We start from the raw sequence: 21,470 nt of genomic DNA, 5'->3' as shown, positions 1-21,470 counted from the left end.
ATGGCTCCTTAGTTGAGTATCTGGACGGTAGCGCCGGGCTGCACGCGCTGCGCGCCGTCAGTAATCGCTCGCTCACCGGACTTCACGCCGGAGGTAATCTGGAACTGCTGGCCAATCTGTCCGGCGACCATCAGCGGACGCATTTCGGCTTTGCCGTCGGCGTTAACCACCCAGGCGAAGAACCCGTCGCCGTTCTGCTGCACCGCGGCAGCGGGCAGGGTCAGTACCGGCTGTTCGCTTGCCGGGCGCAAATACACGTTTACATTGCCACCGGGCAGGAGCTGATGGCGCGGGTTGGCGAACTCGGCGCGCAGCATCACGCTGGCAGTGCGCGGGTCGATGCGATTGTCCACGGAGGTGAGCTCGCCGCTGACGCGCTGGCCGTTGCTGTCAATTAACGCCTGCCAGGCCTGCTTCATGGCGCTGATGTCGGCATGCTGTCCGGCTTTGGTAGCAAATGCCCCCTCCTCCAGCGCAAAGGCGATGCGGATCGGGTCAAGCTGCACCACCTCCACCAGCACGCCGCTGGCAGGGTTGACCAGGCTGCCGACGTGGAACTGGCTGTGCCCCACGCGGCCGTCAATCGGCGAGGCGATGCGGGTGTAGTTCAGGGTGACGCTGCGGGTGTCGAGCCGGGCTTTGGCCTGCTCCAGCGCGGCGCTGGCGACGTCCCGCTGCATGCGGGCGTTATCCACGTCGTGACGGCTGATGGCGTTGCTGCTGCCCAGGCTTTCAAATCGGGAAAGCTGCTGCTGCGCCTGACGCAGCGTGGCTTCGGCGCTTCTCACCTCGGCCTGCGCCAGGCGCAGGGCGGCGCGCGGCTCGGCGTCGTCCAGCTCGAACAGCACGTCGCCTTTTTTCACGTACTGCCCGTCGCGGAAGTGGATTTTGGTAATCACGCCTTCCGTGCGGGCGCGCAGCTCAACGGTGTGGATAGCTTCGATGCGGCCCGGGATCTGGCGCTCGGCGGTGTGGGCGGTCTTTTCCACGACGGCGACGCGCACGGGGATGGCGGCGAATGCGGTTTGCAGGGTGCAGGCGAGAAAGGCGAACAGGAGCGGGAGTTTCATTAAGAAGTACCTCAGTGTTTTCCCCACACCCTAACCCTCTCCCCAAAGGGGAGAGGGAACTTGAACACCCTCTCCCCTTTGGGGAGAGGGCAGGGTGAGGGGGTTCTTTGTTATGCAGCCTTACGGAACCTGCGGGTCAGTCGCTTCTCGATTTCGACGACGAAGAACATCACGCCCGCCACCGCCAGGGTCACGAACCAGTAGCGCAGCGGCAGCGCTTCGGTGCCGAACAGCATCTGCATAAACGGCAGGTAGATAATCGCCGCCTGGAGCAGGAACAGTACGCCCGTCACCAGCCAGATCCCTTTGTTAGCCAGCAGGCCGCGGTTCAGGGAGAACCCTTCGGTGTTGCGGCAGTTAATCATGTACACCCACTGGGCGCAGACCAGCATCTGCAGCAGCACGGTGCGGATGAACTCCGCGCTGTGGCCGCGCGGAGCCAGCCAGGCTTCCAGCGCAAAGGCGGCGATGGCAATCATGGTGCCGACGAAGGCCACGCGCCACACGGCGTAGGCGTCCATCACGTGCTGCCCGGTCTGACGCGGCGGACGACGCATGATGTTGCGCTCGGCGGCCTCAAAGGCCAGGCCGAAGGAGAGCGTGGCGGAGGTAGCCATGTTCATCCACAAAATCAGAACCGGCGTCAGCGGAATGATGTTCCCCGCCAGCAGCGCAATCACAATCAGCAGCCCCTGCGCGAGGTTGGTCGGCATGATGAACAGAATCGTCTTCTTCAGGTTGTCGTAAACGCGACGCCCCTCTTTTACCGCGCTGGCGATGGTGGCGAAGTTATCGTCCGTCAGGACCATGTCCGCCGCCTCTTTGGTCACTTCCGTGCCCTTGATGCCCATCGCGATGCCCACGTCAGCCTGACGCAGCGCCGGAGCATCGTTCACGCCGTCACCGGTCATACCGACGATTTCGCCTTTATCCTGCAGCGCTTTCACCAGACGCAGCTTATGCTCCGGGCTGGTGCGGGCGAAGATGTCATACTTCACCGCCGCTTCCGCCAGCGCGGCATCGCCCATTTTCTCCAGCTCGTAGCCAGTGACCGCCTGCACGCTGTTGGCGATCCCCAGCATCTGGCCAATGCTCATCGCCGTCTGTGGGTGATCCCCGGTGATCATCTTCACGCGGATCCCCGCCTGCTGGCAGGCGTTAATCGCATCAATGGCTTCCGGACGCGGCGGATCCATCATCCCGGCGATGCCGAGGAAGATCAGACCGTGGCTCAGATCGTCGTGCGTCAGTTCCTGCTCGCCGTTCGCCGGCTTGAACGCCGCGGCGACCATGCGCAGCCCCTGACGGGCATAGCGCTCCATCTCGCTTTCCCAGTACGCGCGGTTGAAGGCTTCCGCACCGTTGCGGGTCTGCTGCTCGGCGCACAGGGCGAAAATGACGTCCGGCGCGCCGGTGATCAAAATCTGCTCTTTGCCGCCAATCTGGTAGTGGGTGCTCATGTACTTGTACTGCGAGTCGAACGGGATCTTGTTAACCAGCGTGGTCACGACCGGCTCAAGGCTGGCCTTCGCCGCCAGCACCTTCAGAGCACCCTCGGTCGGCCCACCGGTGATGCCCCACAGGCCACGCTCGTCCTGAATCAGCTGGCTGTCGTTGCACAGGTCGATGGTGCGCAGGTACTGCTCCAGCACGGTGCCCGGCTGGATCTGCACCGGCTCGTCGCTGCCTTCCAGGTAGATGTTGCCCACCGGCTCGTAGCTGTTGCCGTCCACGCGGTAGCAGGCGTCGGCGGTGATAATGGCTTTGACCGTCATCTCGTTCATGGTCAGGGTGCCGGTTTTATCCGAGCAGACCACGGTCATTGCGCCGAGCGTTTCAACCGTCGGCAGCTTGCGGATAATCGCCCGCTTGCGGGCCATCGCCTGCACGCCCAGCGAGAGGATGATGGAGATTATCGCCGGCAGACCTTCCGGCACGGAGGCCACCGCCAGGCTGATCAGGGAGAGCAGCAGCTCGCCCATCGGGATCTCGCGGAACACCAGGCTGAAGACAAACAGCGCGGCCATCATTGCGAGGATAATAGCGAAGATCGCTTTACCCAGCTTGTCAATCTGCACCAGCAGCGGCGTGCGGTGCTTTTCGATACCCGCCATCATCTGGTTGATGTGGCCGAGCTCCGTCTCCTTACCGGTCGCGGTGACCACGCCGATGCCGCCGCCCGCGCTGACGGTCGTCCCGGAGAAGACCATATTGGTGCGGTCGCCCAGCGGCAGTTCACCGCTCAGCGGATTAATATGTTTATCCACCACGGTGGATTCGCCGGTCAGAATCGCCTCTTCCACGCGTAAATTATGCGCTTCGATTAAACGCATATCTGCCGGAATACGATCCCCCGCGCGTAATACAATAATATCGCCCGGGACTATTTCAGTCGTTGGGATGGTTTCATGGTTGCCGTTGCGAATAACGCGCGCCTCGCTGGAGAGCATATTACGAATGCTCTTCAGGGATTTTTCCGCATTGCTTTCCTGAATATGGCCAATCAAGGCGTTGATAACCGCCACGCCCAAAATAACCAGCGTATCGACCCAGTGGCCCATTACCGCCGTTAATACCGCAGCGGCCAGCAGAACGTAAATCAGCACATCGTTAAAGTGCGCGAGAAAACGCAGCCAGCCCGGCTTGCCCTTTTTCTCCGGAAGCGCGTTCGGTCCCTGTTTTTGCAGACGCGCCTGCGCCTCTGCCCGGTCCAGACCGCTCGCCTGGCTTTGCGCGTAGGCAAGCACCTGCTCAGTGGTCTGCTGGTATGCCAGCCCGCCGGAAGGCGGCATGTTTGGGGAGAATTTTTTTTCAGTCATCGTATTTTTCCTTCAATATCCGGTGAACAGAAGCCTGAATTCCTTTCTGGCTTAAATAAATTGATTTTAAAGTCTTGCGGGTAAAATTGATCTACCGCAATATATTTACCACTGGGTTATTCAGAATTGATTAAAATTATTTCGACGAGCTGATTTTTACAAAATATTTCTAAACCATTCCTAAACGAGGGGGTACCATGTTTGGTATTTATCGCGGACGGCGCCTGGCGTTATACATTGTCGCAGCCATTGTTATTGCGACGTTAATTGGATACAGCACCTATACGTTTGTAAAATTATTTTCGTGATGCAGACATTTATTTACATAGAGCGAAATTAATTTAATCATCATGGTTAAATTAATTTCCTTTCGCACATTATTTGTTGGTGTAGAGAATTATTTAATTAAAAAAGGCCTGGCGGGTTGATATTGCTTTACGTTAAAGGATGCCGGACAATGACATTTTTAACTGACGATTAACATTACGATGAAACACCCGTTGGAATCGCTGCTGACTGCAGGGGGCATTTTATTGCTGGCCCTGCTCTCTTGCTTACTGCTGCCCGCACCGTCGCTGGGTCTGGTGCTGGCGCAGAAGCTGGTTCAGACCTTTCATATGGTCGATCTGAACCAGCTCTACACCATTTTGTTCTGCGTGTGGTTTTTACTGCTCGGGGCCATTGAATTCTTCATCCTGCGTTTCGTCTGGCGCCGCTGGTTTTCACTGGCGTCGTAGGCCAATAAAAAAGCCGGGTGGCAGCAATGCCTTTCCCGGCCTACGTTTCGTCAATTTCAATGCGCCCGACTATGGTTCTCTTTGCGATATGCCCCAGGCGGTTGATGGAAGGTGCGGGTAAAGATGCGCGTAAACGTCTGCTGCGATTCAAAACCGTAGCGCAGGCAGATTTCGTACACGCGCTCGTCAGATTCACGCAGATCCCGCGCCGCCAGCAGCAGCTTGCGTTCGCGGATGTAGCGCCCCAGGCTTTCGCCTTTGTACTGCATAAACAGCCGCTGTAAATGCCACTTGGAGTAACCCGCGTGGCGGGCGATCTCTTCGATGCGTAGCGGCTGGTGTAGGTTGTCATCGATCCATTCGACAATGGTATCAATGACCTGAGCGGAAATCGTCATGCTGCTCTCCCCCTCTGTTTCTTGGTTCAACATTATTCCCACCACTCACGAAACTGTTGCGTGCTATCGCTCACCCGAACCGGCTCACCCAGTTCCGGCGTCAGCAGCCGATAATTTTTATCCTTACTGGCCCGCGCCAGCTGGATCAGCGGATCGTTCCAGGTGTGTTTCGCCAGCACGAAGCGCCCGTTATGCCCCGGCACCACCGCTTTCGCGTTGAGGTCCGCCGAAGCCTGCGCCGTTTCATCCGGCAGCATGTGGATGTACTTCCAATCCTGGTCGTACTGGCCGTTTTCCATGATGGCTAAATTCACCTCGCCAAACTGCTCGCCAATGGCCTTAAAGTGCGGGCCGTAACCGGAGTCGCCGCTGTAGTAGACCTTCTGCTCTGGCGTGACGAACATAAAACTGCCCCACAGGGTCTGGTCACGCTTGATGCCGCGCCCGGAGAAGTGGCGCGCGGGCAGCACGTGAACCGTCAGCGCATCGCTGATGTGCACCGACTGGTTCCAGTCGCGCTCGTCGATAATCTCAGGCTTCATTCCCCAGTAGCGCAGGTGGGATCCCACGCCGAGCGGCGTCACGACGCGCTTCACCTTCGGCAATAGCGACCGGATGGTGGCGTAGTCCAGATGGTCGTAGTGATCGTGCGAGATAATCAGCAGGTCGATTTCCGGCATGCTCTCCGCACGCCACGGGTACTCTCCCGCAAACGCCTTATTAAGGAACGAGAACGGCGCGGCATAGTTGCCGAGGACCGGGTCGATCAGGATGCGTTTTCCCGCCAGCTGCATATACCACGAGGAGTGGCCGAGCCACACCAGCGTATCCTGCTCCAGAGGCAAGCTCGCCAGATCGGTTTTCACCAGTGGCAACGGCTGCGCCGGACGGGCGTTTTCGGTTTTACGGGTCAGGAACTGCCACCACGCCACCAGCATGTTTTGCTGCCCGGTAAAGCCAGGCGTCGGAAGCGCGTTGTGGAACTTCCCGTCGCGATAGTGCGGAGAAGCCTCCACTTCCGTAAGCTGCGCACCCTGCGGCGGCTGGCCAAATCCGGCATTCAGAACAAACGGTAAACTCGCAGCTGAAGCAATAATCATGACGAACACCACGCAGATGAAGAGAGGCTTTTTCATATCCTGACCCGAAAACGCGCGCCATCCGATGGTTTACGCGGGGGAAACTTGATTATGAGTGAGTAAGCACTCATTATAGATATGATGATAAAGTCGTCAAGACGTTTTCGATCTTTGACATTCCGCGTTGCAGCGTGTCAAAGCACGTGTTTCAATCAGGGTTTTTAGCATTGAGAGGGGGAAAATTTAGTGGCACGTCCGAAGAGTGAAGATAAAAAACAGGCCTTACTGGAAGCCGCAACGGTGGCATTTGCACAGTCAGGTATTGCCGCCTCAACGGCGTTAATTGCCCGTAACGCGGGCGTCGCTGAAGGCACGCTGTTTCGCTACTTTGCTACTAAAGACGACCTGCTGAATGCCCTTTACCTGCACCTCAAGCAGGATCTCTGCCAGACCATGCTGGCGAACCTCGATCGCACCCTCACCCTTCCTAAAGAGCATACCCGCAATATCTGGAACAGCTACGTGGACTGGGGTATTCGTAACCCCGTTTCTCATGCGGCAATCCGCCAGATTGGCGTCAGTGAAAAGCTGAGCGCCGAAACGGAACAGGCGGTGAAGGAGATGTTCCCGGAACTTCACGAGCTGTGCCGCCGCTCGGTGCGCCCGGTGTTTATGTCCGATGAATTTAAAACGTTTGGCGATGCGCTTTTCTTATCGCTGGCGGAAACCACCATGGAGTTTGCCACCCGCGATCCGTCCCGTGCCGTCGATTTTAAAGCGCTGGGTTTTGAAGCCATGTGGCGCGGGCTGGCTCAGGAGGATAGCGATGGACAGTAACTCTCTGCAGGCGCACGCGAAACGCGTCGCGCTGGAGATGCCTTTCACCGAACACTGCTGGCCGTTTGGCCCCGAGTACGACGTGTTTAAGGTTGGCGGGAAAATTTTTATGCTGATGGCCACCGCGCACGGCAGGCCCCACGTTAGCCTGAAATCCGACCCGGAAAAATCCCTGTTAAACCAGCAGATTTATCGCGGCGTTGAGCCGGGCTACCACCTCAATAAAAAACACTGGATTTCGCTCTACGGCACCGAGGACATCACGCCAGAACTGGTCGCCGACCTGATCGCGGACTCGTGGAATCTGGTTGTCGATAAGCTGCCGAAAAAAGACCAGAAGTGGATACGGCCAGCCTGACTGTTCGTCTGTGCCGAACAGTATAACCGCTCGAATCGCACTTATCTTTTGCGGCCTCGCGCGGTAATCTGCTCTCCTTTCGCGCCCGCGCACGGGCGAATTTCATTACCAGGAGTAGTTATGGATATCATTTCTGTCGCCCTGAAACGCCACTCTACCAAGGCGTTCGACCCAACCAAAAAACTGACCGCTGAAGAAGCGGAAAAAATCAAAACCCTGCTGCAGTACAGCCCATCCAGCACCAACTCCCAGCCGTGGCACTTCATTGTGGCCAGCACCGAGGAAGGTAAAGCGCGCGTGGCGAAATCCGCCGCGGGCACCTATGTGTTCAACGAACGCAAAATGCTGGATGCTTCTCACGTGGTGGTATTTTGCGCGAAAACCGCGATGGACGACGCCTGGCTGGAGCGCGTTGTCGATCAGGAAGAGGCGGATGGTCGTTTCAACACGCCGGAAGCGAAAGCGGCCAATAACAAAGGACGCCACTATTTTGCCGATATGCACCGCGTGGATCTGAAAGATGACGACCAGTGGATGGCGAAACAGGTTTACCTGAACGTCGGTAACTTCCTGCTGGGCGTGGGTGCGCTGGGTCTGGACGCCGTGCCAATCGAAGGCTTCGACGCCGCTATTCTCGACGAAGAGTTTGGCCTGAAAGAGAAAGGCTTCACCAGCCTGGTGGTGGTGCCGGTTGGGCACCACAGCGTGGAAGATTTCAACGCCACGCTGCCGAAGTCTCGCCTGCCGCTGAGCACGATTGTGACCGAGTGCTGATCAAAACGGGCCGCTCTGTGCGGCCCGTTACGCTTTACTGATGACTAACCTGCGATGTGGATGAACATCACGATCGTATCCCCAGGCAAACGCAATCCAGCGCTCTTCCAGCTCGGCGTAAGAACTCACCGGTGTTAAGTGCCACTCCTCACCTACCGTACCGTCCGCCACGCTTATCTGATAATTCATGCTGAACGCCCAGTCAATCATGCGTAACCAAAACCGCTGTCCGTCTCCGGTTTGTTCGCTGTCAGAAACCACAATGTCGTATTCGCTAAGCACCCATTGAAAGAAGGATTGTGGTAACCCACTTATTACTCGCTGATGCACGGCGCGTGGCGTACGCCAGACCATAACCTGTGTCGCAGCCCCGTGAGGAAATGTAATTTCTTTATGAAACGTCAACTTCACGGCATACGCCGTATAGGGTTTACCATCGTCAGTGGTCACGAGACGGTATTCATCGCCGTAGCGCGATTTTAACAGGCGATATCCCGCTGGCAGCATAAATCCAGGCAGATGAAAATCCACCGTGCCTCGTGCAAGAAACGCTTCAGTATGTTCAACGTTTCGGGAGATAAGGCCTAATTTTTGGCTGAAGTCTGCGGAATCAATCATCAGTGGCGACATGGTGGTTTCTCATGGCGTGAGTATAGACGACTTAACACCTCATCGAAATGATGTCGATTCAGTCGATTGGTTTAAGATAACCCCACCTTACACCTGTCTCATCCACTTAGCAGAACCAGCCATTATTCCCTGAAAGCGCCTCGCAAAAAACTTATTTCCCCTGCTCCGCCAGCCATTCCATCGCCCGCTCCCCCGCCTCATCCACCGGTAAATAGACCAGCAGCCGCGAGCCGTTTCGCGGTGCGGAGTACCAGTACATCTGCTGCAGCGTAAAATCACCCAGTTCTGGATGGGTAAACAGCTTGAGCTGGTTCTCCACGCCGCGCACGTCGTTGCGCTGGTGCCACAGGGTTTTAAACTCTTCAGACACCGCGAAGAAGCGCGCCAGCTTGGCTTCCCACAGCGGGTCGCCCCGGTGCTCGGCCATCGCCGCGCGGAAATAGGAAACGAAAATCGGCAGCACGTCGTCGCGTCTGCCGAGACGCGCGCGCCACGCCGGATGGGTGAGGAACAGGTAAATACAGTTGCGGTCTTCCGGCGGGATGTCATTGAAATCAACGCCCATCAGGTGCCCGAAGCTGTCGTTCCACGCCACGATGTCGAAGTTGGGCTTCTGGATGCTGGCGGGTTTTGGCATCAGGGTATCGAGCAGGCGGCGGGTGCCTTCGCTGATGCCCTCGCAGCAGACCGCCTGCGGCGCTTCACCCGGCGGTAACCCCGCTAACACAAACAGATGTCGGGTTTCGGTTGGGGTGCACTGCAGGGCTTTCGCCACGGCGGCCATCACCGTGCTGGACGGTTTGACGTCCCTGCCCTGCTCAAGCCAGGTGTACCAGGTCACGCCCACATCCGCGAGCATCGCCACCTCTTCCCGGCGCAGGCCCGGCGTGCGGCGCCGACCGCTGCGCGGCAGGCCGAGACGCTGCGGATCGAGGCTTTCCCGCCGGGCGCGTAAAAATGCCCCCAGCTGTTTTCGGGTGTCATCCTGATGTGAGGCGACGGGTTCAGACATCAAGGCCATAAATCCCCCTGCATGGTAGTGCCAGTACCAGTATAAGCAAGAACTGGTACCCGTTTATCAGATGGTTGATGCTACGACCATCTGATGAATGACGCAATGGAGTTACCATGAATACGTCAGTTGTTTCACCGGGCCGCGCAGGCCTGATACTGCTGTTGACCGGCCAGATGCTGCCCATGATTGATACCTCAATCACCAATGTGGCGCTGGACGCTATCACCCATTCACTGCAGGCTACCGCCACCGAGCTGGGGCTGATTGTCGCCCTCTACGGCGTGGCCTTTGCCGTCTGCCTCGCGCTCGGCAGCAAGCTGGGGGATAACCTTGGCCGCCGTCGCCTGTTTATGTGGGGCGTGGCAGTTTTTGGCCTGGCCTCACTGCTGTGCGGGATGGCGGGAAACATTGAACAGCTGCTGGCCGCGCGCATCGTTCAGGGCGCGGGGGCAGCGCTGATTATGCCGCAGATCCTCGCGACGCTGCACGTCACGCTAAAAGGCAGCGCCCACGCGAAAGCCATAAGCCTGTTTGGCGGCATCGGCGGGATTGCGTTTATCGTGGGCCAGATGGGCGGCGGCTGGCTGGTGTCGGCGGATATCGCCGGGCTGGGCTGGCGTAACGCCTTCTTTATCAACGTGCCGATTTGTCTGCTGGTGCTGGCGTTAAGCCGCCGCTACGTGCCGGAAACCCGCCGTGAGACGCCGTCACGCATCGACTGGCCGGGCACCGTGCTGCTGGCGATCATTCTTTGCTGTCTGCTGTTCCCGATGGCGCTCGGCCCACAGCAGCACTGGCCGTGGTCGCTTAAGGTTATGCTTCTTGTCATTATTCCGCTGGCCTGGCTGATGGCGCAGAATGCGCGCAAAAAGGAGCGTGAGAATGCCCATCCACTGATCCCGCCGCGTCTGCTTCAGCTTCGCAGCGTTCGCTTTGGCATCGTGATTGCGCTGCTCTTTTTCAGCGTCTGGTCCGGGTTTATGTTCTGCATGGCGCTGACCATGCAGACCGGGCTGGGGATGGCGCCGTGGCAGTCCGGGAACAGTTTTATCGCCCTTGGCGTGACCTATTTTATCTCCGCATGGTTCGCGCCGAGGCTGATTGCCCGCTACAGCACCAGCACGATTCTGCTGACGGGTCTGGCAATACAGATAATCGGCCTGCTGGCGCTGATCGTCACGTTCCGCTACTGGGGATTGCAAAATACTGCGCTGACGCTGGCGCCTGCCACCGGGCTGGTAGGCTACGGCCAGGCGCTGATTGTAAACAGCTTTTACCGCATCGGGATGCGCGATATTCAGCCCGATGACGCGGGGGCCGCGAGCGCCATTCTCAGCACGCTGCAGCAGGCCGCGCTGGGGCTGGGCCCGGCCATTTTCGGCGCGATTTTGCTACACGGGCTGCAGAATTATCACGGAAATTACGCGCAGGCGATTAACCTTTTCCTGGCAGTAGAAACCGGCCTGATGGTTATCCTGGCGCTGGCGACAATTCGTATGCGTCGCAGGCTGTGCCTGCCGGTGGCGAAGGTCTGCCAGGCCGCCAAATAAGCCCGCGAATTTGCATAATAGATCCGCAGCCGCCATTATGGGGCTGCAACAATACAGGAGATGTTATGCAGGAATTAATTGCTCAGGTTGAAGAGTTAGGCATTGAAATTAATCACACCACCTCTTTAGTGATTATCTTTGGTATTATTTTTCTTACCGCCATCATCGTTCATTTTATTCTTCACAAAGTGGTGCTGCGCGCATTTGAGAAACGCGCGCAGGCCAGCAGCCATTTATGGTTGCAGATCATTACCCAGAATAAATTATTTCACCGTCTGGCCTTTACCCTTCAGGGGATAATCGTCAACGTTCAGGCGGTGCTGTGGCTGCAAAAAGGCAGCGAAGCGGCGGAAATGCTCACCACCTGCGCGAAGCTGTGGGTGATGGTGTATGCCCTGCTCTCCTTCTTCTCGCTGCTGGACGTCATTTTTAACCTGTCGCAGAAAATGGCCACCGCGTCGCAGCTGCCGCTAAAAGGGATTTTCCAGGGCATCAAGCTGGTGAGTGCCATTCTGGTGGGGATATTGATTATCTCCCTGCTGATCGGCCAGTCCCCGGCGATTCTTATCAGCGGTCTGGGCGCCATGGCCGCCGTTCTGATGCTGGTGTTTAAAGACCCGATACTCGGACTGGTGGCGGGTATTCAGCTCTCCGCCAACGACATGCTCAAGCTCGGCGACTGGCTGGAGATGCCGAAGTACGGCGCCAACGGCACGGTGACGGATATCGGCCTGACCACCGTTAAGGTGCGCAACTTTGATAACACCATCACCACCATCCCGACGTGGGCGCTGGTCTCTGACGCCTTTATTAACTGGAGCGGCATGTCTGCCTCCGGCGGGCGACGCATTAAGCGCAGCCTGAATATTGATACCACCAGCATTCATTTCCTCGACGAGCAGGAGCAGCAGAAGCTGATTCAGGCGAAGCTGCTGAAGCCCTATCTGGCCGCGCGTCATGAGGAAATTAGCCTGTGGAATCAGAAGAACGGTGAAGGGGAATCAGTATTAAATCTGCGCAAGATGACCAATATCGGCACCTTCCGCGCCTACCTGAATGAATATCTGCGCAACCACCCGCGCATCCGCAAAGATATGACGCTGATGGTGCGCCAGCTCGCGCCGGACGCCAACGGCCTGCCGATTGAAATATATGCCTTCACCAACACAGTGGTCTGGGCGGAATATGAGGAAATTCAGGCCGACATCTTCGATCATATTTTTGCAGTGGTGGATGAATTTGGTCTGCGCATTCACCAGTCGCCAACCGGGAATGATATTCGCTCCCTGGCGGGCGTCATCGCGCAATAATCAGGCACTGGCGCGGGAAATAAAGCGCCAGTCCATCATCACCCTCTCCGTGGGCGCATCCGGGTTGTCGATCTTATTTAAGAGCAGATCGACCGCCTTGCGCCCGATATCCCGCGACGGCTGTTCGATGGTGGTGAGCGAAACCATCTCCGCGAGCTCGGTGCCGTCAAAGCCCACGACCGCGATATCCTCCGGCACCCTCAGCCCGGCCTGCTGAATAGCACGCAGCGCGCCCGCCGCCAGCGTGTCGGAAACGGCAAATACCGCATCCGGCGGGTTTTCTTTTAGCAGATTTTGCATCGCGGCCATGCCCGCGCCGGAGCTGAGATCGCTGGCATACTCCACCGCCTGATAGTCCAGATCCCGCAGGTGGATCACGCTTTTGTAGCCCCGCTCGCGCAGGCGGGCATATTTGTAGCTGAGATCGTGGTTGATCATCGCGATACGCTTGCGGCCGCCGTCGGCCAGCCGGCTGACGGCATGCTGTGAAGCGTCCACATCATTGATGCCGACGCAGGAGACCGCGCCCGCATCGGCGTATTCGGCGCACTGCACCCACGGTGCAGAACCAATCAGCGCGGCCAGTTCCGGCAGCTTCGAGAAGGCGTCCATGGTGATAATGCCGTCGACGATTTTGCCGGAGAGCAGGCTTAAGCCCGAACGGGAGCGCTCGATGTCCGAGCCGGAGTTGCACAGCAGAATGCGGTAGCCGTTTTTCTCCGCCTCGGCCTCGATGCCCTTCACCACTTCGGCGCAGAACGGGTTGGCAATGTTGGACACCATCACCAGGATCATATAGCTGCGGGCGGTGCGCAGCTGACGGGCGAGCAGGTTTGGCTGGTAGTTGCTCTCCTGAATCGCCCGCAGAACGCGCTCGCGGTTTTTCGCCTTCACGGTGTCGCTGTTATTCAGCACGCGGGAGACCGTCGCCACGGAGACCCCGGCCAGCTGAGCGATTTTCTGAATTGACATAGCGACGACACATCCTGCGGTTAGCGTTTTGTGCAGGCTACCATAAATTTATTGCCCGGCGAACCGGGCAACGCGTTATTGTTCCACGCGCACCCAGCGCTGCTGCTGATGGCTTTTCACAATAGCATCAATGATATACATCACGTTTGCACCATCGTGAAACGTCGCAAACTGCGGCGTATCCGGCATCGCGCCCGCCTGCACGGCGCGGTAGAACTGCGCCATCATATTTTTGAAGGCGTCCGGCCAGCCTTCGATATGCCCGCCGGGGAAGTGGGCGCTGTCGGCCACGTCAGGGTTCATCAGCCCCGGATCGTCGGTGAGCGTCTGGTTGGCCTGCGCGCGATGGCCGATCCACAGCTGCTGCGGCACCTCCTGATCCCACGCCAGCGACCGCTCGCTGCCGTTGACCTCAAACGTCAGGCGGTTTTTACGCCCGGCGCTCACCTGGGAGACGCTAAAGCTGCCCTTGCTGCCGTCGTCGAAGCGGAACAGCACCGAGCCGAAGTCTTCGGTGGTGACCGGTTTGTCTTCATACTCCGCCCGCTCGTCGTGGGAGAAAGTTTGATTCCCGCCTTTGCTGGCCCTGCGCGTCGGCCAGACGATGGAGAGATCCGCCATCACCTCGGTAATGCGCCGCCCGGTGACGAACTGCACCGTGTCGCACCAGTGGGAGCCGATGTCCGCCACCGCGCGTGATGCGCCGCCCAGCGCGGCATCTACCCGCCAGTTATAGTCGGTTTCCAGCAGCATCCAGTCCTGCAGATAGCTGCCGTGCGAGGCAAACAGCCGCCCGACGCTGCCCGCACGCATCATGCTCTCCGCCTGGCGCACCATCGCAAACTGGCGATAGACAAAGCTCACGCCGTGCACCGCGCCCGTCTGATCCGCCAGCGCCACCAGCTCGCGCGCCTCGTCCGGGGTCATGCACAGCGGCTTTTCGGAAAACACGTGCTTGCCCGCGCGCAGGATCTGGCGGTTAATCTCCGCGTGCAGGTGGTTAGGCGTGCAGTTGTGCACCACGTGCAGATCGGGGTGTGCGAGCAGTTCCTCAACGCTGCCGTACGCGTGCGGCACGTTAAGCTGACGCGCTTTTTCCTGCGCTTTGGCAAGCGTGCCGTCGCAGAGGGCCACAACCTGCACGTATCCGAGACGCCGCAGCGCCTCGATATGCGCCGGGCCGATAAACCCGCTGCCGATAATTCCGACGTTAATCATGCTTGCCTCCAGCGGCGAAATCATCAAACGCGCGCCCGGAGACCGGAATGATGTGGCGGCGGATAAACTCGCTGCCTTCGCGCGCGCCGGTATCCCCGTCCTTCAGACAGCACTCCCACTCCAGCACCGCCCAGCCGTCATAGTCGTACTGGGTCAGCTTGCTGAAAATGCCCTTAAAGTCGATCTGCCCGTCGCCGAGCGACCGGAAGCGTCCGGCGCGGTTGATCCACGGCTGGTAGCCGCCGTACGCGCCGCTGCGCCCGTTCGGGCGGAACTCCGCATCCTTCACATGGAACGCCCTGATGCGCGCGTGGTAGATGTCGATGAAGGTCAGGTAGTCCATCTGCTGCAACAGCATGTGGCTCGGATCAAAGAGAATGTTGCAGCGCGGGTGGTTATCCACCAGCGCCAGAAAACGCTCGAAGGTCACGCCGTCGTGTAGATCTTCCCCCGGATGCAACTCAAAGCAGACGTCCACCCCCTGCTCGTCGAAGGTATCCAGAATCGGCCGCCAGCGGTTTGCCAGCTCCCCGAACGCTTCCTGAAAACGCTGTTCGTTATGCGGCGGCCACGGGTAGAAAAACGGCCAGGCCAGTGAGCCGGAGAAGGTGGCGTGCGCTTTCAGGCCTAATCTGGCCGAGGCGACCGCCGCCTGTTTCAGCTTCTCCGTGGCCCACGCCCGGCGCGCCGCATCGTTACCGCGCACGGACGTGGGCGCGAAGTGATCAAACGCGTCGCTGTAAATCGGGTTTACCGCAACAAGCTGCCCTTCCAGATGGGTCGACAGTTCGCTGATAACCAGCCCGTGCGCGGCCAGCTTAGCGGTGACGTCATCGCAGTAGGCCTGGCTCTCAGCCGCTTTCTCGACGTCAAAAATATGCGGATGGTTGCAGGGGATCTGCACCGCTTTATAACCTTTACCTGCCGCCCATTCAGCCAGCCCGTCGAGCGAATTAAACGGCGCTTCTGCGCCAATAAACTGAGACAGAAAAATGCCGGGTCCTTTTATCGTCCTCATACCACCTCCTGAACATTACGCCTTGTCATCGTCATACTTAAACGTGAGAAGGAAAATCAGCGCGATCGCCGCGGCAGCCACCGCCGGGATCCACCAGAATGTCACCCACGCCTGCGGCACGGTCTGCCCGGCCACCAGGCGGTTATAGAGCGCGCCGGAAATCTGCGAGCCGAGCAGCATGCCGATGCCGTAGGTGAACATGACGATCATGCTCTGGGCCTGGCCTTTCACCTTCTCGCCCGCCACGCGGTCGGTGTAGATAAAGCCGACGACAAAGAAGAAATCGTAGCAGACGCCGTGAAGCAGAATGCCGAGGTACAGCAGGATGCGTCCTTCTTCGCTGACGCCCAGCGCGAACATGGCGTAACGCACGAACCACGCCAGCATGCCGATCAGCAGCATCACCTTCACGCCCAGGCGGCGGAACAACAGCGGAATGACCAGCATGAAGACGATCTCGGACATCTGCCCGAACGACATGGCGGTGCTGACGTCGGCAATTCCGGCATCCGCCAGATACGAGGCGGTGTAGGCGTAGTAGGTGCCCAGCGGAACGGAGATCAGCATCGCGCAGACGGAGAAGACGAAGAAGTGGCGGGTTTTGAGCAGCGCAAAGGCATCCGCGCAGAAGAGATCGCGCACCTTGACCGGCAGGCCTTTCGCCGGGGCTGGCGTGTGCGGCAGCGTCAGGCTGTAAAGCGCCAGCAGCACGGAGCTGGCCGCCGCCACCTGGAAGATGGTGACGCTTGCCGCCACGCCGGTAACGCCGATGAAAATACCCGCCACGATCCAGCCGATGGTGCCGAACACGCGCACCACCGGGAAGGTTTTATCCACGTTCGCCAGGCTGTGAAACGCGATGTTGTTGGTCAGCGCCAGCGTCGGCATGTAGCAGAGCGTGTAGCCAAACAGCAGGCCAATCAGCAGCGCGCCGTTTTCGGCAATCAGCGCGCCCGGAACAAACCACAGGATCGCCGCCCCGGCGAGATGCATCACCGCCATTACCTTTTGCGAGGCAAAGAAGCGATCCACCAGCATGCCAAGCACGAACGGCGAGAGAATAGAGGCGATTGGCCCGGCGGAGAACGCATCGCCAATCAGCAAAGACATGTTGTGCTGAGTCATCACCAGGCCGAGCGTGACCGACCAGCTACCCCAGATAAAAAACTGCAAAAACATCATCAGCGACAGCCGCGGAACCAGCAGCCGGTGCTGTGCTATCGCCTTCCCACTACTTTCAGTTGTTGACACCATGATGAGCCCCACCCTCAAAAGTAATCGATTACAAAACAGTTCAAGTAAAAAGTAATCGATTACAATTTAAAGATCCTGTGGATCGAAACAGATTTGGGAGGGGGGTCACGATAAAGCTCGTTGTATGACAAAACGAGACGTTCTGATTGTAGCTATAGCCAATAGGCTATAAAATAATACAGCGAGGAAGCTACAGGAGAAACGATGTGGAATGTCGAGACAACGGAAAGATTTGATGAATGGTTCTTTGAACAAACAACAGCATTAAAAGAAGATGTGCTGGCAACAATGCATATTCTTGCTGAATTTGGCCCGACGCTTGGGCGGCCATACGTAGACACCGTGAAGGCTTCAGCCTATGCGAACATGAAAGAGTTACGGATTCAACATGCGAGAAATCCCATCAGAGCTTTTTTGCTTTTGATCCCGACCGTAAGGCAATTGTGCTCTGTGCTGGAGACAAAACCGGTTGCAATCAAAAACGGTTTTATGACGAAATGATTACGCTGGCTGACGTTGAGTACAGCAGACATCTGGCGGATAAGGAGGCCATATGGCAACGCTAAAAGAACTCATGGCACAACAGAGCGCGGAAAGTCAGGAGCGTATTGCGGCTAAAGTTGAAGTGATGCGCAGAATTGTTGCCCTGAACCAACTGCGGGAAGAGCTCAATGTTTCGCAGACAGAGCTGGCCGAGGCAATGGGGGTAAAACAACCCACTGTGGCAAAAATCGAACAGCCGGGAAACGATCCCCGGCTTTCAACGCTCAAACGTTATGTCAGCGCGCTAGGCGGTGAAATGAGCATCGATGTGACGTTACCGAATGGGAAACGGATCGCGTTTCAGATTTGATACTGCAGGTGGCTGCTTCGCCTGACCGGGCGTGAAGGCAGGTGCGGTCTGGTGCCCTCATCCCGGCCCTCTCCCACAGGGAGAGGGAGAAAACCGCGCTACTTTTTGCGCGAGAGCTTAAATGCGATAAACAGGAACACCACCCACACCGGCAGCAGCATTGCCGAAAGACGCATCTCATCCATGGTGCACATCAGCGCCAGGATCAGCCCCAGGAAGGCGATACAGATGTAGTTCCCTGCCGGGTAGAGCAACGCCTTAAACTGCGTCTCGCGTCCCTTGCGGCGCATCGCGGCGCGAAAGCGCAGGTGCGCCAGGCAGATCATGATCCAGTTCAGCAGCAGCGTCGCGACCACCAGCGCCATCAGCAGGCCAAAGGCCTGTTTCGGCAGCAGATAGTTGATCAGCACCACCAGAGAGGTAATCGCGCCGGAAAGGAACAGCGAATTCACCGGCACGCCGCGACGGCTAACGCGGGTGAGAAACTTCGGCGCGTTGCCCTGCACGGAGAGGCCAAACAGCATGCGACTGTTGGAGTAAACCCCGCTGTTATAGACCGACAGCGACGCCACCAGAATGACGAAGTTCAGCGCTGAAGCCACCATATTGCTGTTGAGATCGTGGAAAATCATCACGAACGGGCTGCTGTCGGACTTCACTTCCACCCACGGGTAGAGCGCCAGCAGCACCACCAGCGAGCCGATGTAGAACAGCAGAATACGGTACACCACCTGGTTGACCGCTTTCGGAATACTTTTGTGCGGGTCGCGCGCTTCGGCAGCGGTGATGCCAATCAGCTCCAGCCCGCCGAAGGAGAACATAATCACCGCCAGGGAGAGGATGAGCCCTTTCCAGCCGGTCGCGAGGAAGCCCCCGTGCTGCCACAGGTTGTCGATAGTGGCCCGCTCGCCGCCGTGGCCGGAGAACAGCAGCCACAGGCCGAAACCGATCATGCCGATAATCGCCAGCACCTTGATCAGCGCAAACCAGAACTCGGTTTCGCCATACAGGCGCACGTTCACGAGGTTAACGGCGTTAATGATGATGAAGAAGGCCGCCGCCCAGATCCACGTTGGCACGTCCGGGAGCCAGTACTGCATGTAGATGCCTGCGGCGGTCAACTCCGCCATCCCCACCAGCACGAACATCACCCAGTAGTTCCAGCCGGAGAGGAAGCCTGCGAACGGGCCCCAGTATTTATAGGCAAAGTGTGCGAAGGAGCCTGACACCGGCTCTTCAACGACCATCTCGCCGAGCTGGCGCATGATCAGGAAGGCGATAATCCCCGCGATAGCGTAACCCAGCAGAACCGCCGGGCCGGCCATCTGAATGGCGGGGCCGATGCCGAGAAACAGCCCGGTACCGATCGCGCCGCCAAGGGCAATTAACTGAATATGTCGATTTTGCAAACCACGTTGCAGCGTCGGATTCTGATCCGACGAAGCTTCAGCGCTACCATGGCCTGAAGCGGATGACGCGTCTTTCACGCCCTACCCCTGTCTCTTTTTTAGAAGGGGCACGTTTTAACACTTCATGCTGGTGGTAGCAAGTTTAACGCCGGGCCAGCGCGTGCGCCCGGCGGATAAACGTCACGACCCGATGATCCCGCCGTCCGCTTTGGTAATCACCACCGTTGACGAACGCGGGCGTCCGTTCGGGCTGGCGTCCGGCCAGTTAGAGACGGCGCGCGGATTAGCCGGGTCGGTAATATCATCCCCGCCCTCCCCCGGATGCTGAATGTTGATAAACAGCGTCCGGTTGTCCGGCGTAAACGCAATGCCGGTAATTTCACACCCGCGCGGCCCGGTCAGGAAACGGCGATACTCGTTGGTGCCCGGAATGGTGGCCACCATCTGGTTATTGCCCATCCCCTCGTAGGCTTTCTTATTAATGGTGCTGGAGGAGACGTCGGTCTGGATCCACAGGACGCCCTGATGATCGAAAGAGAGTCCATCAGGGCTGCCGAATGCCGCGCCCTGCATGGAGCCTTTGGCCTTCGGATCGTCGCTGTCGGTCCGCCCACCCATCACCAGAATATCCCACTTAAAGCGCGTGGCGGCAGGATCGGTTCCCTCTTCGTGCCAGTGCATAATATGACCAAACACGTTGTTGGCGCGCGGGTTGGCGGCATCCACCGGCGCCTTGCCCTCTTTCCCGCGATCGCTGTTGTTGGTGAGCGTACAGTAGACGCTGCCGCTGGCGTGCGGATCGACGGCTATCCACTCGGGACGATCCATTTTGGTTGCCCCCACCGCGTCGGCCGCCAGGCGGGTTTTAATCAGCAGATCGCCCTGGCTTTCAAACCCTTTGCTTTTATCCAGACCGTTTTGCCCGAAGATCAGCGGCAGCCAGTCGCCGCTCCCGTCCTCGTTGAACCTGGCGACGTACAGCGTGCCGGACGTCAGCAGCTGCATATTGGCTTCACGGTTCGCGGGATCGTATTTTTTATCCGAGACAAACTTATAGATGTACTCGAACTTCTGATCGTCACCCATATAGACCACCACGCGGCTGTCGGCGGCGAGCGTGACGGCCGCCCCTTCATGCTTGAAGCGGCCCAGCGCGGTGTGCTTGCGCGGGGTGGAGGTTGGGTTGTAGGGATCGATCTCCACGACCCAGCCGAAACGGTTCGGTTCGTTAGGGGTTTTATCGACGCTGAATCGCTCATCCACCTCGTTCCAGCGGTAGGATTCATCGCTGTCGCTGATGCCGTAGCGTTTTTCCAGCGGGTTACGATCGGCTTTTTTAACAAAAATATCCGACCAGTTCTCCTCGCAGGTGAGATAGGTGCCCCACGGCGTATGGCCGTTGGCGCAGTTTTGCATGGTGCCCAGCACGCGTTCCCCCTGCGGGTCGGCGGCGGTTTTCATTAAGTCCTGATGCCGGGCCGGGCCGGTAAGCTGCATCGGCGTATTGACGGTGATGCGGCGGGCATATGAAGAGGGGCGTACCACCTGCCAGTCGCTGCCCGTTTTTTTCACTTCCACTACCGAGACGCCCATCGCGTTCTGCCCCTTGCGGGCTTTGTCGAGGCTCCAGTTCGCCGTACCATCGGTAAACAGCATCCCGTTGTCGATGTATTCATGGTTCATTGCCAGCAGGCCATGATCCGGGTTTTGCTCCCCCTGCGGCAAACTAAACCACGCCATGCCGTCGTGGTGCATGCCCGCCTGTACGGCCTGTTCGTCCGTGGTGTTGCTGGCGTCCGGTTTAAAGGCCGGCATGTTGTTCTTGATCCCCGTCGGGTCACCCCAGCGATAGAACGGGCGGGCAATATAGCCTTCCGGCACCCTGACCGTATCTTCCGTGGAGACGTCGATACTGGTAAAGCCCAGGGAAACCGCTTTTGCCAGCGCGGAAGGCTTCGATACCGCGGCAACGGCATTTTCGGGTTTGATCAAAAAGGGGAATGAAACGGCAGCGCCCGCGACGGCACCCATCTGGAGGAAACGGCGGCGGGAGAGGAACACCTCTGCCACCTCGGAGAATACCGGGTTAGCGCTGCGATTAGCGATATCGTCGCGATGTTCTTTTTTAAAAACGGATTTGAGGGGTCTGCCCATAGCGGCTTCCTGTCA

Annotated in this window: 19 protein-coding genes and 1 pseudogene; 8 read left to right on the top strand and 12 right to left on the bottom strand. The window is 58.2% G+C overall.

The annotated features are described in order from the left end of the window. Window positions 1-8: 8 nt before the first annotated feature. Window positions 9-1,070: an efflux RND transporter periplasmic adaptor subunit gene (locus ACR42C_RS05795; RefSeq protein WP_479984874.1), complete on the bottom strand. Its 1,062-nt coding sequence runs from the start codon at window positions 1,068-1,070 to the stop codon at window positions 9-11. A 110-nt stretch (window positions 1,071-1,180) separates the two neighbouring features. Further along, on the bottom strand, window positions 1,181-3,889 hold the full coding sequence (locus ACR42C_RS05790) for a cation-transporting P-type ATPase (RefSeq protein WP_479984873.1): 2,709 nt from the start codon (window positions 3,887-3,889) through the stop codon (window positions 1,181-1,183). A 488-nt stretch (window positions 3,890-4,377) separates the two neighbouring features. Here ACR42C_RS05790 and ACR42C_RS05785 point away from each other — a divergent pair, with 488 nt between their 5' ends. Then, window positions 4,378-4,626, top strand: a complete 249-nt coding sequence (locus ACR42C_RS05785; RefSeq protein WP_116341357.1) for a DUF1158 domain-containing protein — start codon at window positions 4,378-4,380, stop codon at window positions 4,624-4,626. Between the two features lie 56 nt (window positions 4,627-4,682). Here the strand turns inward: ACR42C_RS05785 and ACR42C_RS05780 are convergent, their stop codons facing one another. Then, window positions 4,683-5,024, bottom strand: coding sequence for a RamA family antibiotic efflux transcriptional regulator (locus tag ACR42C_RS05780; protein ID WP_028012253.1), 342 nt, complete (start codon window positions 5,022-5,024; stop codon window positions 4,683-4,685). A 32-nt stretch (window positions 5,025-5,056) separates the two neighbouring features. Continuing rightward, window positions 5,057-6,160 carry a RomA family MBL fold metallo-hydrolase gene (locus ACR42C_RS05775; RefSeq protein WP_479984872.1) on the bottom strand — a complete coding sequence of 368 codons (1,104 nt, stop codon included), beginning with the start codon at window positions 6,158-6,160 and terminating at the stop codon, window positions 5,057-5,059. A 189-nt stretch (window positions 6,161-6,349) separates the two neighbouring features. Between ACR42C_RS05775 and ACR42C_RS05770 the strand changes: the two genes are divergently transcribed. From ACR42C_RS05770 to nfsB, 3 genes are all read left to right on the top strand, one after another. Continuing rightward, complete coding sequence (locus tag ACR42C_RS05770; RefSeq protein ID WP_116341361.1) at window positions 6,350-6,940, top strand: TetR/AcrR family transcriptional regulator; 591 nt, start codon at window positions 6,350-6,352, stop codon at window positions 6,938-6,940. Continuing rightward, window positions 6,930-7,298 (top strand): MmcQ/YjbR family DNA-binding protein, encoded by a 369-nt coding sequence (locus ACR42C_RS05765; protein ID WP_151413900.1) that lies wholly within the window; start codon window positions 6,930-6,932, stop codon window positions 7,296-7,298. Before ACR42C_RS05770 ends, ACR42C_RS05765 begins: the two co-directional genes overlap by 11 nt. 120 nt (window positions 7,299-7,418) lie before the next feature. Further along, on the top strand, window positions 7,419-8,072 hold the full coding sequence (nfsB, locus tag ACR42C_RS05760; RefSeq protein ID WP_116341365.1) for an oxygen-insensitive NAD(P)H nitroreductase: 654 nt from the start codon (window positions 7,419-7,421) through the stop codon (window positions 8,070-8,072). Between the two features lie 27 nt (window positions 8,073-8,099). Here the strand turns inward: nfsB and ACR42C_RS05755 are convergent, their stop codons facing one another. Next, window positions 8,100-8,702: a hypothetical protein gene (locus ACR42C_RS05755; protein WP_219323478.1), complete on the bottom strand. Its 603-nt coding sequence runs from the start codon at window positions 8,700-8,702 to the stop codon at window positions 8,100-8,102. 151 nt (window positions 8,703-8,853) lie between these two features. Then, the gene (locus tag ACR42C_RS05750; RefSeq protein WP_192983332.1) at window positions 8,854-9,723 is read right to left on the bottom strand and encodes a helix-turn-helix transcriptional regulator; all 870 of its coding nucleotides are present in this window, start codon (window positions 9,721-9,723) and stop codon (window positions 8,854-8,856) included. Between the two features lie 107 nt (window positions 9,724-9,830). Between ACR42C_RS05750 and ACR42C_RS05745 the strand changes: the two genes are divergently transcribed. Then, a complete protein-coding gene (locus tag ACR42C_RS05745) occupies window positions 9,831-11,267 on the top strand; it encodes an MFS transporter (RefSeq protein WP_479984871.1) in 1,437 nt (478 codons plus the stop codon). Between the two features lie 65 nt (window positions 11,268-11,332). Then, window positions 11,333-12,577 (top strand): mechanosensitive ion channel family protein, encoded by a 1,245-nt coding sequence (locus tag ACR42C_RS05740; RefSeq protein ID WP_116341373.1) that lies wholly within the window; start codon window positions 11,333-11,335, stop codon window positions 12,575-12,577. On the opposite strand, the gene ACR42C_RS05735 is transcribed toward ACR42C_RS05740, so the two are convergent. The 4 genes from ACR42C_RS05735 to ACR42C_RS05720 all read right to left on the bottom strand — a co-directional run bounded on the left by ACR42C_RS05735 (window position 12,578) and on the right by ACR42C_RS05720 (window position 17,039). Next, window positions 12,578-13,549, bottom strand: coding sequence for a LacI family DNA-binding transcriptional regulator (locus tag ACR42C_RS05735; protein ID WP_479984870.1), 972 nt, complete (start codon window positions 13,547-13,549; stop codon window positions 12,578-12,580). It abuts the gene before it with no gap. Between the two features lie 75 nt (window positions 13,550-13,624). Continuing rightward, on the bottom strand, window positions 13,625-14,767 hold the full coding sequence (locus ACR42C_RS05730; RefSeq protein WP_166710364.1) for a Gfo/Idh/MocA family protein: 1,143 nt from the start codon (window positions 14,765-14,767) through the stop codon (window positions 13,625-13,627). Further along, window positions 14,760-15,785 carry a sugar phosphate isomerase/epimerase family protein gene (locus ACR42C_RS05725; protein WP_479984869.1) on the bottom strand — a complete coding sequence of 342 codons (1,026 nt, stop codon included), beginning with the start codon at window positions 15,783-15,785 and terminating at the stop codon, window positions 14,760-14,762. The genes ACR42C_RS05730 and ACR42C_RS05725 overlap by 8 nt, the downstream gene beginning before the upstream one ends. A gap of 15 nt (window positions 15,786-15,800) precedes the next feature. Next, window positions 15,801-17,039 carry an MFS transporter gene (locus ACR42C_RS05720; RefSeq protein WP_116341381.1) on the bottom strand — a complete coding sequence of 413 codons (1,239 nt, stop codon included), beginning with the start codon at window positions 17,037-17,039 and terminating at the stop codon, window positions 15,801-15,803. Between the two features lie 204 nt (window positions 17,040-17,243). Here ACR42C_RS05720 and ACR42C_RS05715 point away from each other — a divergent pair. Continuing rightward, window positions 17,244-17,605, top strand: a pseudogene (locus tag ACR42C_RS05715) (type II toxin-antitoxin system RelE/ParE family toxin). Beyond that, on the top strand, window positions 17,593-17,892 hold the full coding sequence (locus ACR42C_RS05710; protein WP_116341386.1) for a helix-turn-helix domain-containing protein: 300 nt from the start codon (window positions 17,593-17,595) through the stop codon (window positions 17,890-17,892). Before ACR42C_RS05715 ends, ACR42C_RS05710 begins: the two are co-directional and overlap by 13 nt. A gap of 98 nt (window positions 17,893-17,990) precedes the next feature. On the opposite strand, the gene pheP is transcribed toward ACR42C_RS05710, so the two are convergent. Together pheP and ACR42C_RS05700 are read right to left on the bottom strand one after the other, a co-directional pair. After that, window positions 17,991-19,379 carry a phenylalanine transporter gene (pheP, locus tag ACR42C_RS05705; RefSeq protein WP_116341388.1) on the bottom strand — a complete coding sequence of 463 codons (1,389 nt, stop codon included), beginning with the start codon at window positions 19,377-19,379 and terminating at the stop codon, window positions 17,991-17,993. 102 nt (window positions 19,380-19,481) lie between these two features. Further along, window positions 19,482-21,455: a PhoX family protein gene (locus tag ACR42C_RS05700; RefSeq protein WP_479984868.1), complete on the bottom strand. Its 1,974-nt coding sequence runs from the start codon at window positions 21,453-21,455 to the stop codon at window positions 19,482-19,484. Between the last annotated feature and the right edge of the window lie 15 nt (window positions 21,456-21,470).

This window comes from Enterobacter sp. MG-EB028 (assembly GCF_056673305.1).
The sequence above is the reverse complement of the archived record's forward strand: the minus strand, read 5'-3'. Positions and strand labels throughout refer to the sequence as shown.